Raw genomic sequence first — 18,165 nt, forward strand, 5'->3', positions numbered from 1 at the left:
ACGCAGACACATCCTGCAACTGCGATCACCATGATATCATATGTATCATTTAATATATTATCTGATTACTCCTCTACAGGTGCCTCTTCCTCAACTGGTGGCTCCTGTAAAGCCTTGATTGATAAGCTGATCTTCTTATCTTCAGGCTTGAAGTCAACAATCTTAGCCTCGATCTCATCACCGATCTTGAATACATCCTCAGGCTTAGCAACATGCTCATATGAAATCTGTGATACATGAAGTAATGCGTCAACCCCTGGCTCAAGTTCAACGAATGCGCCAAAATCTGTCATTCTTGCAATTCTTCCCTTAACAACATTGCCGATTGCATACTTCTCTTCTGCATTAACCCATGGGTTTGTCTCATCAAACTTTAAGCTGAGAGCAATCTTCTCACCATCAATAGCCTTGATGAATGCCTTAACCTTGTCGCCAACCTTGAATACCTTCTTAGGGCTCTCAACTCTTCCCCATGACATCTCTGAGATATGAAGAAGTCCGTCTGCTCCGCCTAAATCAATGAATGCACCGAAGTCTGTAACATTCTTAACTGTTCCTTCAACAACCATGCCAACTTCGATTCTTGCGAATAATTCCTTAGCTGCCTCAGCCTTCTGCTCAACAACAAGCTTCTTTCTGTTACCGATTATTCTTCTCTTCTTAGGGTTGAACTCTGTTAATACGAACTCGATCTCCTGATCAAGATACTTGTCAAGGTTCTTCTCATATACATCTGATACAAGGCTTGCAGGTATGAATACTCTTGACTCCTCAACATTTACGTTTAAGCCGCCCTTAACAACCTGAATTACCTTACCCTTGAGAACTTCACCGTTATTGAAAGCTTCTTCAAGCTTCTCATTAACCTTCTCTGCAGCAACCTGCTTATATGAAAGAGCAACCTGTCCTTCTCCGTCATTTGTCTTAATAACCTTTACAGTGATAGGGTCACCAACGTGTACAAGTTCTGTAAGATCAACATTAGGAGCGTTTGTGTACTCACTCTTTGTGATGATACCATCTGACTTATACTTGATATCAACCACGATCTCATCAGGCTTAACATCGATTACTGTTCCATCAACAAGCTCTCCCTGTCTGATAGATACCTTGCTCTCATCATTCTCTAACATCTGTTCAAAACTTAACTCTGCCATGCTACTATGAACCTCCTTAATAATATAATTTGGGGTAGATGCCCCCGCTGTAATACCTACCCTACTAACGGATTCAAAAGTAGTCAAATCCAAATCAACGAGTGTCTGTATATAGTAAGTATTCTCACATTCTTTTTTGCTTATGTCATATAGCTTCTGAGTATTAGAGCTGTTCCTGCCGCCTATAACTATCATGGCATCAACCCTTGAAGCAATCTCCTTCGCTTCTTTCTGCCTGACAGCTGTAGCGTTACAGATAGTCTCATAAACATTAACATTATACAATTTATTTCTAATAATATCAACAATATTATTAAATTTATTCAAATTAAAAGTGGTCTGGCTTACAACGCTGATCTCATGGTTCTCATCCGACAATGCATCTATCAGGGAAATTATACCTTCCTCGCTGTCTACAACGTGTACCTCACCGCTGCACCAGCCTACTATCCCCTTAACCTCCTGGTGGTTTGGATCTCCCACAATAATGATAACACGGCCTGCTTCGGAATCATTTTTCACAATATTGTGGATCTTCTTCACAAATGGACAGGTGGCGTCCACCACATGTATACCCCTTGAATTGAGATCATCGTATACCTTTTTTTCTACACCGTGGGAACGGATCACAACCGTGCAGTCCGACTTCCCCTCTAATTCATCCAGGTCTTCTATTATATTGACGCCCTTGCTCTTAAGGTCCTCAATAACCTCCTCATTATGGATTATAGGACCGAATGTATATACCTCTCTGTGTCCCGCCTGCTCATAAGCCATATCGACTGCCCTCTGAACGCCAAAGCAGAAGCCCGCAGACTTGGCAAGTATTATTTCCATGCTTGTACTTCTCCCCAAATCAAACTTGATATTTATTTTCTGTCACTCATTTAATTTAAGTAATGTATTACCGGTCAACCATTTAATCCATACGGTATATTACCGGTAACCCCTTCAATTAATACAGTATATTACTCCTCAGTTAATTCATATGATCTATCATTGATCATATTCTCTCACGGGCATATCCTATGATGGTTCCTGTCACCGTATCTATGTCCATGGCTGAGCTGTCAAGATACACTGCGTCCTCTGCCTGCTTAAGAGGTGCTGTCTTTCTGCTCATATCCTGCTCATCCCTAGTGATTATATCTGCTTCGATCTGTGAAAGATCGGCAGATTTGCCGGCTGCAACCAGCTCGTCATAACGTCTCTTGGCTCTGACAGCAGATGAAGCAGTCAGATATATCTTAAGCTCCGCACTTGGAAGTATATTTGTTCCTATATCCCTGCCGTCCATTACCACGTTATTTGCAACGGCAAGATCACGCTGTAAGGATAAAAGCTTTTCTCTCACAACCGATATGGCAGATGATTTGGACGCCATATTTCCAACGGCTTCCTCTCTCAATCTTCCGGTAACATTCTCATCATTTAGTATTACCTGCTGCTTACCATCCCGGTACTTTATCTCGATCTTTATGGCTGAAAGTGCAGTCTCAACCTGCTCCATATCAGCTATATCTACCTTATTGTTTATAAAATACAGTGCAATGGCTCTGTACATTGCTCCGGTATCAACATATATGAATCCCAGTTCCTTTGCCACAAGCTTGGCAATAGTACTCTTTCCTGCACCGGCAGGCCCGTCTATAGCTATGTTCATATTATCCTTTTCCTCCGTGATATTATTCCTCTGCGGCACACATTCCCGCTAGTCTTCCCGTGGACCACGCCACTTGAAGATTAAAGCCTCCAGTAAGGGCGTCCACATCTATGATCTCACCTGCAAAATACAGTCTTCTCACAAGCTTTGACTCCATTGTGGCAGGATTTATTTCCTTTGTATTTATTCCACCCTTTGTTATTATTGCCTCATCTAAGCCTCTTAAACCATCAAAGGTGAGTTCCATGTGTTTTATTGTATCCACAAGCCTTTCCCGCTCCTCTCTGGTAACGGAATTAACCTGTTTATAGGGATCTATAGCTGTAATTTCTATTATAACAGGTATCAGCTTAACAGGGAGCAGTTCTCCCAGGGAATTTTTAAACTCTTTATTTATGTTCTTCTTGAAATCCCTCACGATCCTCTGATCCAGTGCCTCTCTGTCAAGAGCCGGCTTCAGATCAATGTACATGGATAGTTCCTTGTCCAGATAACGATGTATATAAGCTGACGACTTGATAACCAACGGTCCGCTTATTCCAAAATGGGTAAACAACATTTCTCCCTGTTCATTAAAGACGGTCTTCTTTCCTGATCTTATGCAGAAGCTTACATTTTTAAGGGATAATCCCATAAGCTCCTTGCAGAAGGCCTCTTTTATGTTGTAAGGAACCAATGAAGGCATAATATCCTTTATGGTATGACCGAATTTTTCTGCCATGTTATACCCGTCTCCTGTGGAGCCTGTAAGAGGATAGGACTTTCCTCCGGTAGCCAGGATAACTGCGTCACATTTAATCTCTCCGGTACCGGTCTTAACTCCTGTAACACATCCGTCCTTTACAACTATATCCTGTACCCTTGTATTAAGCATGACCTCTATGTTCCTGTTTCTGTTTATGAGGGTCTTTAACACACCTATAACATCAGAGGAATGATCGCTGGCAGGAAATACTCTGTCTCCCCGTTCCACCTTTGTAACAAGTCCCGCCTTATTGAAGAAGTCTATGACCGCCTCATTGTCAAATGTATATATGGAGCTGTACATAAACTTAGGATTAGTGGTAATAGCATTGAAAAGCCTGTCTATATCACAGGCATTTGTAAGATTACATCTGCCCTTACCTGTAATAAACAGCTTCTTTCCCAGCCTGTCATTTCTCTCAACAAGTATAACTTTATTATTACCGGCAGCCGTTATGGCTGCCATCATTCCTGCAGCACCGCCGCCTACTACAACTATTGTTCCCATTATATATTCCTTTATGTCGCACCTGCTTAGTTACTATATCAAATAAGAGGCGGAAATCTCCCGCCTCTTACCAGAAAATCATTTTCCTAATTTATTAAATATTATACAGGATATGCCTTGCTGTCATTGTCTACTAATGTAGCGTCAACCTTTGTATCCTGTGCGTCTCTGAGCTTAAAGTACTCAAGAGCAACCTGTGGGAATAATGCATATGTTAATACATCCTCATCCTGCTTCTTGTACTGGATCATTTCCTTCTCGATCTTATCAAGCTCGTTGTCTAAGAGATCGGCCGGACGACATGTGATAGGCTCCTTGTCGCCGATAACCTTCTTCTTAACCTCAGGATCAACAGGCTTAACTGACTGACCATACTCGCCGCCAACAAGAGCCTTTGACTCCTTTGTACACATCTTATATCTCTCACCTGTAACAACATTGAGAACTGCCTGTGTACCAACGATCTGGCTTGAAGGTGTAACAAGTGGTGGCTCACCATAGTCCTTACGAACTCTTGGAACCTCTTCAAGAACCTCATTGAACTTATCCTCTGCGTTCATTTCCTTAAGCTGTGAAACAAGGTTTGAAAGCATACCACCAGGTACCTGATATAAAAGTGTCTTAACATTAACACCAAGAACCTTTGGATTGAGAAGTCCGCTCTTTAACCACTCTTCTCTCATTGGTCTGAAGTAATCAGCGATCTCAGCAAGGAGATTCTGATCAAAGCCAGGATCATACTCTGTACCCTCAAATGTTTTAGCCATAACCTCTGTAGCCGGCTGGCTTGTGCCAAGGGCAAGTGGTGAAATTGCTGTGTCGATAATATCACATCCTGCTTCAACTGCCTTAAGATATGTCATTGAAGCAACACCTGATGTGTAGTGTGTATGAAGCTGGATCGGAAGCTTTGAACCATCCTTGAGAGCCTCAACAAGCTCTGTTGCCTTATATGGAACAAGAAGACCTGCCATATCCTTGATACAGATTGAATCTGCACCCATATCTTCAATTCTCTTTGCCATATCCTTCCAGTAATCAAGTGTATATGCATCACCTAAAGTATAAGCAAGCGCAACCTGTGCATGTCCCTTTTCCTTGTTACATGCCTTAACTGCTGTCTGAAGGTTTCTTAAATCGTTAAGACAGTCAAATATTCTGATAATATCAATACCATTTGCTATTGACTTCTGAACGAAATACTCAACAACATCATCGGCATAATGACGGTAACCAAGAATATTCTGACCTCTGAATAACATCTGAAGCTTTGTATTCTTGAAACCATCTCTTAACTTTCTGAGTCTGTCCCATGGATCTTCCTTAAGGAATCTAAGTGAAGCATCAAATGTAGCGCCACCCCAGCACTCTACTGAATGATATCCAACCTTATCCATCTTGTCGATGATAGGAAGCATCTGCTCAGTTGTCATACGAGTAGCTATAAGTGACTGATGCGCATCACGCAATACTGTTTCGGTAATCTTTACCGGTTTCTTATCTGCCATTTCATGACCTCCTGTAAATCTTCTGTCTACTAAACATTATATAGATTTTCCGATATATTATATCGTTCTGCTGAATTTTATTTTAAAATTAAATTCCGAATATAGCAAGGAATGTACCTGCTGCAACGGCTGTACCAATAACACCTGCTACGTTTGGACCCATGGCATTCATGAGAAGGAAGTTTGTTGGATCATACTGTGCTCCAACCTTCTGTGAAACTCTGGCCGCCATTGGAACTGCTGAAACTCCGGCTGAACCGATAAGTGGATTAACCTTACCCTTTGTAGCCCAACACATTAACTTACCAAACAATACACCGGCTGCTGTACCGAACGCAAATGCCACAAGACCTAAAAGAAAGATCTTAAGTGTACTAACCTGAAGGAATGCTTCAGCACTTGTAGATGCACCAACTGATGTGCCGAGAAGGATAACTACGATGTACATCATGGCATTTGAAGCTGTCTCTGTAAGCTGCTTAACAACTCCACACTCTCTGAAGAGGTTACCTAACATAAGCATACCAACAAGTGGTGCTGTTGTTGGGAGAATTAATACAACTACCAGTGTAACGATGATTGGGAAGAGAATCTTCTCAAGCTTTGTTACAGGACGAAGCTGAGGCATCTTAACAAGTCTTTCCTTCTTTGTTGTAAGAGCCTTCATGATAGGTGGCTGGATAACAGGAACAAGTGACATATATGAATATGCTGCAACTGCTATAGGGCCTAAAAGTGTTCCACCCATACCAAGCTTACCTGCAAGGTAGATAGATGTAGGACCATCGGCACCACCGATTATTGAGATTGCTGCTGCTTCCTTTCCGTTGAATCCCATAAGGAATGCAAGGAAGTATGCTGCATAGATACCAAACTGAGCTGCTGCACCCAGCAGGAAGCTCTTTGGATTTGCGATAAGCGGACCAAAGTCTGTCATGGCACCAACACCCATGAAAATAAGTGATGGAAGAATACTCCACTCATCAAGTAAATAGAAATAATGTAATAAACCACCTTCTGCCATTATGTCCGGGAACATATTGACCAAAAACATACCAAATGAGATTGGTACCAGAAGTAATGGTTCGAAACCTTTTCCAATTGCAAGATACATGAAAACAAAAGCTACAAGAATCATGATGTAGTTTTTCCAGTCAAGATTTGCAAATCCGGTCTGATTAGCTAAATTTGACAAAACGTCAAGTATACTACTGCCCATTTAGTTGTTTCCTCCTATAAATTATTCGACGTACCAAATTAGTTGAGAGATGCTAATGTATCTCCTGCCTCAACCATTGCGCCAACTGCAACATCAACGCTTGCAACTGTACCGTCTTCCGGAGCAACAACTTCGTTTTCCATCTTCATAGCCTCAAGTATAAGTAATACCTGACCCTTCTTTACTGCGTCGCCAACCTTTGTCTTAACATCAAGGATCTTACCAGGCATTGGTGAAGCAACCTTTATTGAACCTGCGCCTGTGCTCTTAGCTGCTGGTGCAGGAGCTGCTGCTGGAGCCGGTGCTGCTACAGGTGCTGCAACCTGTGCTACTGGTGCAGGTGCTGCGCCTGCTGCTAATTCTTCAACTGCAACATCATATGCTGTTCCATTAACTGTAATTCTATAATTCTTCATAATCGATATCCTCCTATATTATCTTCTTACTCGTCTGATCGGTCTTGCAACCAGCTTATCATTACTTGGGTATGTCACCTGGGAATTGTTACCACTCTCATATGCTGCAACTGCGGCTGAGATAACTGCAACAAGCTGTGAATCATCCATAACGCTTGCTCCTGTCTCTGTGTTAACAATATCAACGACAGCATTTGAAGGCTTCTGCTCTTCTGCTGCTTCGTCTGTGCCGGCTGCGCCGGCAGCCACCTTAGCCTTTTCTGCCTTTCTCTTTTCCCTTGTCTCTTTGTCTAATAACATAGGAACATACTTTAACAGAGAAATAACAAATGAAATAAATATAAGTACAACGAATACTATACCCATACCTATTATTGTATTAGTGCCGGCATCCTTCATCTTCTCGCCGAGAGTCTGAACTTTGCCTGTCTCGAATTCTGATGGCTTATATGGATATACGCCCTGTGCAATAAGGCTGTCTGCGTCCATCTGATAGAACTCGCATAAATAGTTAAATCTTGCAGTATCATCTACAAAAGTAACTTTTACTTCAGCTGTTTCTTTTTCACATTTTGCTGTAAGTGTTACGATTACGGTATCCTTTACCTCTTCGATCTCATATGTTGAGTCAAGGCTTTCAAACTTACCGTAGTCCTTCTCCATACTGCTGAACACCTTTACAGCGTCAACATCTGACTGAGAAATACTTACCTGCTGTCCCTGACCTGATATATATACTGCATCTGTGCCGTTTGCTTCCCAGTTTTCTACAACTGCTTCGTCTTCTGACAACTTGATATATCCGTTTGCCAGTGTATTCGCATATGCGGCAATGGTGTCATTATCATAGTCAAAGGCAACCTTCTTGTCGTTTGAAGAACATCCTGCCAATGTAAAGGCAACAGCTAACATAGAAATTATTAAGAATAATCTTTTCTTCATTAAGTTGTCACTCCTTTATATTGTACTATGCTTCTTATATGGTCTCATTTCATCCTTTGAATAAAGCATTTCAAATGCAGCAATAACTCTCTTTCTTGTTGCATCCGGTTCGATAACATCATCAACATAGCCTCTGCTTGCTGCTGAAACAGCTCCTGAAAGAGCCTCTGTGTATTCAGCCTTCTTCTCCTTGATGAATGCCATCTTATCAGCAGCGGCTGAGATCTCATCCTCATACATGATCTTAACAGCCATCTCAGGATCCATTGTTCCGATAACTGCGTCAGGCCATGCATATACAAGATCAGCACCGATAGCCTTTGAATTCATAACTGTGTAAGCTGTACCATAAGCCTTGTCAAGGATAACAGTAACCTTTGGTGTTGTTGCGTCTGCATAAGCGTTTGTAAGCTTTGCAAGTGCTCTTGAAATTGTATGCTCCTCATCAATAGTAGCAGCAAAGCCTGTAACATTAACAAGTGTAAGTACAGGGATATCAAAAGCGTCACAGAAATTAACAAAATCTGCAGCCTTGTATGCGCCGTCGGTTGTGATAACATCCTTCTGGTTTACAACACATCCTACAGCATATCCGTTAAGCTTGATAAATGCTGTAACGATATCCTGAGCGAAATCCTTCTTAAGCTCAAGGATAAATGAGTTGTCTGAAATGTTCATAAGAACTGCCTTTGCGTCATTCTTGAAACCTTCAAGGTTAGGAATGATCCTGTTAATGTTATCTGTGCAGTTCTCCTGCTTGTCTGTATCTGTGTTACATGATGGAAGCATTTCAACAAGACTTCTGATAGTTCCGAGAACCTCTTCCTCTGTCTCAAATACACCATCAACATTAGCTGTATTCTCACTTACATACTCTGCTGTTGAAGTGTCAAGTTTAACAACATTGTTCTCTTCTAACGCATTAGGACTGTTTACAAAAAGCTTTGCACCTTCCTTTGTCATGAATGTAAAATCTGTAAGTGTAGGAATAAGAGCAGCTCCACCGCCACATGTTCCAAAAATAGCAGTGATCTGTGGTATTACTCCCGATGCTAATGACTGCTTGAGATATACCTCGCCAAATGCGTTAAGTGCATCTGTTGCCTCCTGTAATCTTAAGCCGGCACAATCGACGAGACCGATAACCGGTGCTCCCATCTTCATAGCCATGTCATAAATCTTAGCAATCTTTCTCGCGTGCATTTCGCCTATTGATCCGCCTAAAACCTTAGCGTCCTGGCTGTACACATATACTAAATTGCCATTGATTACTCCGTATCCGGTAATAACACCATCTTTAGGAGTTTCCTTGTCCTGGATGTTAAAGTCAGTGTTTCTTGCTGTTACATATGCACCAACTTCAACAAAACTTGAGTCATCAAGTAATGCATTAATTCTATCACTTGCTGACAAGCTTGGTTTGTTGCTCATTTTTAGCCCTCCGTTTGATATATTTTTAGGATATTCCGTATTATGGAAAATCCAATTTCTGCCGAGTATAATTGTAATGCCTTTGACAACATATTTCAAGTAAAAAAACACCTTTACGGCATTTTTTATAATTTGTACACAATATTATCACCATATACAAGGCAGTAAAAAGGAGCGAGATAAATACATCTTATATTTTACCCCGCCCCTTATTTTTTTAATTATAAACTAATTACAGATATTTTTCGGACATCAGCCCTTAAGCACATCCCTGTTCTTAATAAGATAATCAAGAAGAGAGATGATGGTAAGTGCAAGTGACGCATATATGAGCACCTGCTCAAGGTAATATATAAACTGTGATGAAAGGTTTGCTATAAGGAAGCATACCATTATCATCTGGACAGTTGTCTTTATCTTTCCCCACCATCCGGCTGCTATTACTACTCCCTTCTCGGCAGCAATAAGTCTGAAGCCGCTTATGATAAATTCCCTTGCGATTATAACTATAACGATCCAACCCGGCATCCTGTGAAGATCCGTAAAAGCAATAAGTGCCGAACACACCAGCAGCTTGTCTGCCAGAGGATCCATGAACTTTCCAAAGTTTGTTACAAGATGGCAGCGTCTGGCGATCTGTCCGTCTAATGTATCTGTGATGGCAGCCACGATAAATATTCCAAGTGCCACCCATTTTGTCCAGGAAGCTTCCATGTACAGAAATACAAGGAAGAACGGTATCATTATAACTCTTAATATTGTCAGTTTATTTGGTAGATTCATTCCGCAACATCTCCTATCAGGTCATATTCATTTGCCTCGGTAATATCCACATCCACAAAGGCTCCCGAGATCAGTTCATGATCGGCATGGACAAATATCATGCCGTCAACAGAAGGTGCGTCCCTGTATGAGCGTCCTATGTAGACATCTCCATCATCAAGATATCCCTCAATGAGAACCTTAAGTCGCTTTCCCACAAAGCTCTGATTCCTGTCGTAGGATATCTCCTGCTGAAGCTCCATGATCTCATCACGCCAGCCTTCGGCAATATCCTCAGGAACCTGATCCTCAAAAGCTGCCGCCGGAGTTCCCTCCTCAGGGGAATATGTGAACACTCCAAGCCTGTCAAACTCCATATCATTTATAAATTCGCACACGCTCTCATGCTCTTCTTCAGTCTCTCCCGGAAATCCGGTGATCAGTGTTGTCCGTATGGCGATATCCGGTATCCTGCTTCTTAAAGCTGTTATAAGATCCACCAGTTCTTTTCTGGTGGTTCTTCTTCCCATACGCTTTAATATCTTGTCCTCTGAATGTTGGATAGGTATATCAATGTATTTACATATTTTATCACAATCTGCCATAACATCAATAAGTTCTTCTGTTATTTCTTCAGGATAACAATACATAAGTCTTATCCACTCTATGCCGTCTATCTCACAAAGCTTACGGAGCAGCTCCGGAAGTTTTTTCTTTCCATAGATATCCGTGCCGTATAATGTAGTCTCCTGGGCAACTAGTATAAGCTCCCTGACGCCGTCTCTTGCCAGCATCTCTGCCTGGGACAGCAGCTTCTCCATAGGTACACTTCTGTACTTACCCCTGATATACGGAATAACGCAGTAGGTACACATCTTACCGCATCCCTCAGCGATCTTGAGATACGCCATGCCTGCAAGGGTTGTAACAATCCTGTCGTTATCTGTATCCGGCATATAATTTATACTGTCTATGATCTTGGTATCATCGGTTCCGACAGCCTCAAGTATCTTGTCAAAATTGGTGGAACCCAAGATGACATCTATCTCCGGAAGCTCCTCCAAGATCTCGTCCTGATATCTCTGGGACAGACAGCCTGCAACTATAAGCTTCTTAAGATTAGCTGTCTTCTTAAGCTCAGCCATCTCGATAATGGTATTGATACTTTCCTGCTTTGCGTCCTTTATAAATGCACAGGTATTTATGACCACAACCTCTGCTTCCTGCTCATCATTTGTTATCTCATGACCTGCACTGTGAAGCTTTCCAAGCATGGCCTCGCTATCGCATAGATTTTTGTCGCAGCCAAGTGAAACCATTAATATTTTCATATTTTACATCACCTTATAATTATTTTTTCTGTATAGCAACTGAATTGACACAATTGTTCATGAGCATGGCAATGGTCATAGGTCCTACACCGCCGGGAACCGGAGTGATGGCACCTGCCACAGGCTCAACGGAAGCAAAATCTACGTCTCCGCACAGCTTATTATCGGCACCTCTGTGTATTCCCACATCAATAACAACCGCTCCGTCCTTAACATATGACTTGTCGATCATCTTTGGTCTTCCGATAGCAACCACAAGGATATCTGCTCTCTTGCATACTTCCTTAAGGTTCTTTGTCCTTGAATGGCATATGGTTACTGTGCCGTTTTCTCTCAACAGAAGAAGTGCCATTGGCTTTCCAACAATATTGCTTCTGCCTATAACCACACATTCCTTGCCCTCTATATCTGCTCCCGATCTCTTGATAAGCTCGATTATGCCCGCCGGCGTACATGAAACGAAGCCCGGCTGCCCAATGCTTAAAGCTCCTACGCTCATAGGATGGAAGCCATCCACGTCCTTTAGTGGAGATATAGCCTTGATGACCTTATCCTCATCAATATGTTTAGGAAGTGGAAGCTGCACCAGTATGCCATTTATCTTGTCATCGTTATTAAGCTTGTCTATAAGTTCAAGAAGCTCTGCCTCAGTTGTATCCTCGGGCAACTCATATGATACAGAATTAATCCCTGTATATTCACATGCCTTCTTCTTATTTCCTACATACACTGTGCTGGCGGGATCATTTCCCACAAGCACAACTGCAAGGCTTATCTCTATGCCCTGTGCCTTATAAGCACTTACCTTTTCCTTAACCTCATCCTTGATCTGTTTCGAGATCACCTTTCCGTCTATTATCTGTGCCATTATATCATCCTCTATTCTGTCATTATTTTCTGCCGGGTACTAGAACAGACCTTTTATAACCCCGTCATCTGTCACGCTGATATTAAATGCAGCAGGATTCTTTGGAAGTCCAGGCATGGTCATTATAGTTCCTGTTATGGCAACTACGAAGCCTGCGCCTGCACTTACATAAACCTCACGGATATTTATATCAAAGCCTGTTGGTCTTCCAAGCTTGTTAGGATCATCTGACAGCGAATACTGGTTCTTTGCCATACATACAGGGAAATTACCGAATCCCATTTCCTCTATTTTCTTGATGGCTCTTGAAGCCTCAGGGCTGTAGGTTACATTGTCAGCACCATATATCTCTGTAGCTATTGTACTGATCTTGTCCTTTATAGAAAGATCATCCTCATAGAGAACCTTGAAGTTGCTTTTCTTTGTCTCTAAGGTGTTGAGGACTGCATTTGCCAGCTCTATTCCACCTTCGCCACCCTTCTCCCATACATTTGCAAGGGCAAAATCACATCCTCTTGCAGTACAGAATTCTTTAACGAAGTCAAGCTCTGCGTCTGTATCTGTGATAAATCTGTTTAATGTTACAACAACAGGCACGCCGTACTTCTGGAGATTTTCAATATGCTTCTCAAGGTTTACGATACCCTTCTTTAACGCCTCAAGATTTTCTGCTGTAAGCTCTGTCTTAGGAACCCCACCGTTATACTTGAGAGCTTTGACTGTAGCCACAAGAACTACTGCGTCCGGCTTGAGTCCGTTCATACGGCACTTGATATCGAAGAACTTCTCAGCTCCCAGATCTGCACCGAAGCCTGCCTCTGTAATAACATAGTCAGCAAGCTTTAAGGCTGTCTTTGTTGCCATTACACTGTTACAGCCATGGGCTATATTTGCAAATGGGCCACCATGTACTATTGCAGGTGTATTCTCAAGGGTCTGGATAAGGTTTGGCTTGATGGCGTCCTTAAGAAGTGCTGACATTGCTCCAACTGCCTTTAAGTCAGCGGCAGTTACAGGCTCATTGTCGTAATTGTATGCAACTATTATCCTGCCAAGTCTGTCCTGAAGATCCCTAAAGTCCTTTGCAAGACAGAGGATGGCCATTATTTCTGAGGCAACTGTTATAACGAAGCCGTCTTCACGAGGCACACCATCCACACGCTTTCCGAGACCTACTATTGTATGGCGGAGTGATCTGTCGTTCATGTCCATACATCTCTTGAACACTATACGATTCACGTCTATCCTAAGCTCGTTTCCCTGATGTATATGGTTGTCCATCATTGCTGCAAGGAGATTATTTGCTGATGTTATGGCATGAAAATCACCTGTGAAATGAAGGTTAAGATCCTCCATAGGTACAACCTGGGCATATCCGCCGCCGGCTGCTCCACCCTTAATGCCGAAACAAGGTCCTAGGGATGGTTCTCTTAATGCTATGAGAGACTTCTTTCCAAGCTTTGCCATGGCCTCACCTAGACCAACTGTAACTGTTGTCTTGCCCTCTCCTGCAGGGGTCGGGTTGATGGCTGTTACAAGTATAAGCTTTCCATCATCATTGTCTGAAACCTTCTTAATAAGTTCACTTGAAAGCTTTGCCTTGTACTTTCCATACATTTCTATGTCGTCCTCGGCAATTCCTATTGACGCAGCCACATCCTTAATATTTGCCATGTGAGCCTGCTGAGCGATTTCGATATCGTTTAACATACATTTGTCTCCTTTGTCGTTTTTTATATATGTATATTTAATATTTCTAAATAACATCTTCTGTAATCTGTTTTTTTAGTAACAGTCCTTATTAATGTATTTTAATAATACTCATCTATGTACTGTTCAAATTGTTCCTCAGACATTAATATCTTCCTTGCCTTTGTGCCCTCTTCAGGACCCACAACTCCTGCGTCCGCAAGCTGATCCATTATCCTTGCAGCCCTGTTAAAGCCGATCTTAAATGCCCTCTGTAACATTCCTATAGAAGCTTTTTCTTTGTCTATTATGAACTTCCCTGCTTCAATGAAGTACTCATCCCTGTCATTTCCACCGGAACCTGCGCCGTTTAACGATCCATCTGAACCGCTGGCAATGGAATTTGATACGGATTCATCGTATGTACCCACGCCATTGGACTTCTTAAGGTAATCCACAACTCTTGCCACCTCATCATCTGATATGAAGGCACCCTGGACTCGCACAGGCTTAGGGAAGCCTGTAGGGTAAAACAGCATATCTCCCTTACCAAGAAGCTTCTCGGCACCATTCATGTCAAGGATGGTTCTTGAATCCACACCTGATGACACTGCAAATGCTATTCTTGACGGAACATTAGCCTTTATAAGACCGGTGATTACATCTACAGATGGTCTCTGGGTAGCTATTACAAGGTGTATTCCCGCCGCTCTGGCAAGCTGTGAAAGTCTTACTATGGCATCCTCCACCTCACCGTGGGCAACCATCATAAGGTCAGCCAGCTCATCTACGATAACAACGATCTGCGGAAGCTTCGTGAGCTTCTCAGGATCAACACCTCCGGATGCCAGTGCGTCGGCAACCTTCTCATTATAGCCTGTGAGATTTCTCACTCCTGTATCTGCAAATAACTGATATCGCCTTGTCATCTCCTCAACTGCCCAGTTAAGAGCTCCGGCAGCTTTCTTAGGATCTGTCACAACCGGTATAAGAAGATGTGGTATTCCGTTATAACAGGTGAGCTCAACCATCTTAGGATCTACCATTATAAGCTTGACCTCCTCCGGCCTTGCCTTAAAGAGAATACTCATTATAAGTGTATTTATACATACAGACTTACCTGAGCCTGTGGAGCCTGCAATGAGAAGATGTGGCATTTTGGCAATATCTGTGGTGATAACCTGTCCGCTTATATCCATTCCCACTGCAAATGATATCTTGGATTTCGCCTTCTTAAAGTTCTCTGACTCAACTAATTCCCTGAATGTAACAACGGATATCTCCTTGTTAGGAACCTCTATTCCTATAGCAGCCTTTCCCGGTATAGGAGCTTCTATCCTTATATCGGCAGCAGCAAGATTAAGCTTGATATCATCGGCAAGATTAAGTATCTTGCTGACCTTGACTCCCTGCTCCGGCTGCATTTCAAATCTTGTTACTGCCGGACCGCAGCTGTAATTCGTTATGGTTACATTTACACCAAAGTTTTCAAGAGTGTTTTTGAGTTTAATGGCTGTCTCCCTTACATAAGCGTCCCTGTTGGTATTGTTCTGCTTCTCAGCCTTTGTAAGAAGTGACGCGTCCGGCAGAGTATATCTGCCACCCTCGGTGTAACTCTTCTGTGGAGCCGTGCTCTCATTTTTCCTGACAGCCGGCTTTGAAGCCTTAGCTGCGTCAGCTCCACTGCCACCAGTAACTGACTCAAATGCCGAGTCATGCTCCGGACTGTAATCACTGATGGTCTCAGGATGAAGATTGCCGTTTACCGCACCAGCCAGTACATCTTCTCCCATATCTATGGTTGCCTTACCTGCTGTGCCAAAATCTGTAGTCTTAGGTTTAGACATACCAATGCCCACGCCTGAAGTATTAGGCTGCAATACTCCTGCACCGGCAGCACCTTTAACACCGGCTCCTGAAATGCCCGGATAAAGATTTCCTGTTCCTGAAGCAATTTTCTGTGCAGCTTCCGCTGTCTTTGATACTGTTCCCGCCTTTGTTCTGCGATTTCTTGGCTTAGGTGCTTCCGCCCTGTCCTGTTCAGTCTCGTCATGCATGTTGATACGCTCGATACCGTTATCATCAGGATCTATATCAAAGAAATCCCTTGGCTTGTCCTTTACCTCATGGACATCGTGAGGACTATCTGTCTTACCCTTCCTGGAAGGAGTTTTTCGGGTTGAATCGAACACATTGATATTATTCATATCAACTCTCGGTCCTTTGTTTCTGCCTGTTTCCTCAAAATCATCCATATCATCATCTAAAAGTCCGAACTCATCTATCTGTTCTCTTCTGCGTTTCTTTCTCTGGGTGCTTCTTTCACTCTTCTTTTCATCGGAGAAATGCACTGATATGCTGTTCTTAATATCCCTTGCCATTCCTTCGATGGATATCTCACACAACAGCATGAACATGATAGCTGTTACCACAACCATGACAATGATGGTTCCAGGTATACCGATAACAGTCCTTAAAAGGAAGAATACCAGACCGGCTATCAACCCTCCGCCCTTATGGTTCTTATATCCATCCATGTATATGTTCTTTACGGATTCAAAATCACTGGCAGATAACATCTGACAGAGCATTGAGAACATACAGAGCAGAACGCCAACATAAATTATCTTCTTTAATATCCTTCTGTCAAAACGATTTGACACAAGGAACGCTGCTGAAAAGAACATATAGACAGGGAAGAAATATTCCACCGAACCTATAAGACCGAAGAAAAATCCCGAAATTGCATTTCCAAAGGTACCGCATTTGCCGAAATTTGCTATAAAGAGAAATACTGCAAATGCAAGAACGCAGATAAGTATAACCTCAAGCCTTACTGCCTGCTCCTGTTCATTTCTCACCTGCCTTCCCCTGGCAGATGTATTTTTCCTGCCCTTTGCGGTGCTTTTAGTATTTTTTTTGCTTTTGGAAGCACCGGAGTTACGTCCGGTGGTCTTCTTAGTATTTGTAGCCATCTTAAACCATCCTCACACTTCAATACATCTTATAAAACCATGTAGCACACTATGGAGATCAGTCCGGCACACAGACAATATATTGAAAATCCCTTAAATTTATTAGTTTTAACAATCCGGAGCATAAATTTTATGCACACGAATCCAACCACTCCGGCAACTATCATTCCTACTATGTAGTTAAATATCTTCCCGCCTGACAGCTTGGCACCGGCAAGATCCGGAAGCTCCAGGATACAGGCTCCAAGTATTGCAGGAATAGACATTATAAAAGAATACTTCACTGCAAATTCCCTTGTAAAACCACAGGCAAGCCCTGCCGCAATAGTACTTCCTGAACGTGACAGTCCGGGCAGAGTTGCAGCTCCCTGAGCCAGTCCCACCATAACTGAGTCCTTATAGGTTGCAGTGGAAGCATTTTTATTTCCAACCCTTAAATTATCTGCTATGTATAACACCGCTGATGTTACCACAAGACATATTCCCGGTATCAGCAGTGTATTTCCTGCATTTCCTATAAAATGTTCAAAAGGAAGTGCTATGCACATAGTAACAAAGGTTGAAAATAATACAAGTATGACAAATCTTCTGTATGGTGTTGTAGCGATCTTCACATATTTCTTTTTCTTCTTGGTCTTATAAAGATTATTGATAAATCTTCCGATATTCACAAATACCAGTCCAAGTATGGTAAAGCCCTCTATGAGAAGCTCGCCTATGTCTCTTCTGTATATTATGATTATAGCCACCAGGGTTCCAAGATGAAGAAGTATATCAAACAGTATCCCTGTGTCAGTATTCATATGGAATATGTTTCTGAATATGGCAAGATGTCCCGAACTGCTCACCGGGAGAAATTCCGTTGCACCCTGGATTATTCCCATTATTATAGCCTGTAGTAAATTCATATTTTATCTTTTATCTCCCATTTTTTTGGAACATCAGCCCATCA

The 18,165-nt window shown here is 42.3% G+C and carries 14 protein-coding genes; all 14 read right to left on the minus strand.

What is annotated here, in order from left to right; all coding sequences use genetic code 11:
- Positions 1-65: 65 nt before the first annotated feature.
- Positions 66-1,994 carry a bifunctional 4-hydroxy-3-methylbut-2-enyl diphosphate reductase/30S ribosomal protein S1 gene (locus DXB54_RS06200; protein WP_118694595.1) on the minus strand — a complete coding sequence of 643 codons (1,929 nt, stop codon included), beginning with the start codon at positions 1,992-1,994 and terminating at the stop codon, positions 66-68.
- Positions 1,995-2,160: 166 nt separating this feature from the next.
- Positions 2,161-2,820, minus strand: a complete 660-nt coding sequence (gene cmk / locus DXB54_RS06205; protein WP_118694596.1) for a (d)CMP kinase — start codon at positions 2,818-2,820, stop codon at positions 2,161-2,163.
- A 22-nt stretch (positions 2,821-2,842) separates the two neighbouring features.
- A complete protein-coding gene (locus DXB54_RS06210; protein WP_118694597.1) occupies positions 2,843-4,072 on the minus strand; it encodes an NAD(P)/FAD-dependent oxidoreductase in 1,230 nt (409 codons plus the stop codon).
- 101 nt (positions 4,073-4,173) lie between these two features.
- Entirely contained in the window at positions 4,174-5,580 is a 1,407-nt protein-coding gene (locus tag DXB54_RS06215; RefSeq protein ID WP_021939113.1) for an oxaloacetate decarboxylase subunit alpha, read from the minus strand.
- Between the two features lie 88 nt (positions 5,581-5,668).
- Entirely contained in the window at positions 5,669-6,799 is a 1,131-nt protein-coding gene (locus DXB54_RS06220; RefSeq protein WP_118694598.1) for a sodium ion-translocating decarboxylase subunit beta, read from the minus strand.
- 38 nt (positions 6,800-6,837) lie between these two features.
- The gene (locus DXB54_RS06225) at positions 6,838-7,215 is read right to left on the minus strand and encodes a biotin/lipoyl-containing protein (protein ID WP_118694599.1); all 378 of its coding nucleotides are present in this window, start codon (positions 7,213-7,215) and stop codon (positions 6,838-6,840) included.
- 18 nt (positions 7,216-7,233) lie between these two features.
- Entirely contained in the window at positions 7,234-8,157 is a 924-nt protein-coding gene (locus tag DXB54_RS06230) for an OadG family transporter subunit (protein WP_118694600.1), read from the minus strand.
- 15 nt (positions 8,158-8,172) lie between these two features.
- On the minus strand, positions 8,173-9,588 hold the full coding sequence (locus tag DXB54_RS06235; RefSeq protein ID WP_021939109.1) for an acyl-CoA carboxylase subunit beta: 1,416 nt from the start codon (positions 9,586-9,588) through the stop codon (positions 8,173-8,175).
- Between the two features lie 252 nt (positions 9,589-9,840).
- Entirely contained in the window at positions 9,841-10,371 is a 531-nt protein-coding gene (gene pgsA / locus DXB54_RS06240; RefSeq protein WP_118694601.1) for a CDP-diacylglycerol--glycerol-3-phosphate 3-phosphatidyltransferase, read from the minus strand.
- Positions 10,368-11,681, minus strand: a complete 1,314-nt coding sequence (gene rimO, locus DXB54_RS06245; protein WP_021939107.1) for a 30S ribosomal protein S12 methylthiotransferase RimO — start codon at positions 11,679-11,681, stop codon at positions 10,368-10,370. Before rimO ends, pgsA begins: the two co-directional genes overlap by 4 nt.
- 19 nt (positions 11,682-11,700) lie before the next feature.
- Positions 11,701-12,549 (minus strand): bifunctional methylenetetrahydrofolate dehydrogenase/methenyltetrahydrofolate cyclohydrolase FolD, encoded by an 849-nt coding sequence (gene folD / locus DXB54_RS06250; protein ID WP_118694602.1) that lies wholly within the window; start codon positions 12,547-12,549, stop codon positions 11,701-11,703.
- 39 nt (positions 12,550-12,588) lie between these two features.
- On the minus strand, positions 12,589-14,259 hold the full coding sequence (locus DXB54_RS06255) for a formate--tetrahydrofolate ligase (RefSeq protein WP_118694603.1): 1,671 nt from the start codon (positions 14,257-14,259) through the stop codon (positions 12,589-12,591).
- Positions 14,260-14,360: 101 nt separating this feature from the next.
- Complete coding sequence (locus tag DXB54_RS06260; RefSeq protein WP_118694604.1) at positions 14,361-17,213, minus strand: FtsK/SpoIIIE family DNA translocase; 2,853 nt, start codon at positions 17,211-17,213, stop codon at positions 14,361-14,363.
- Between the two features lie 29 nt (positions 17,214-17,242).
- Entirely contained in the window at positions 17,243-18,121 is an 879-nt protein-coding gene (locus DXB54_RS06265) for an undecaprenyl-diphosphate phosphatase (RefSeq protein ID WP_118694605.1), read from the minus strand.
- Positions 18,122-18,165 lie beyond the last annotated feature (44 nt).

Source organism: Coprococcus sp. OM04-5BH (genome assembly GCF_003482105.1).
GTDB lineage: Bacteria > Bacillota > Clostridia > Lachnospirales > Lachnospiraceae > Coprococcus.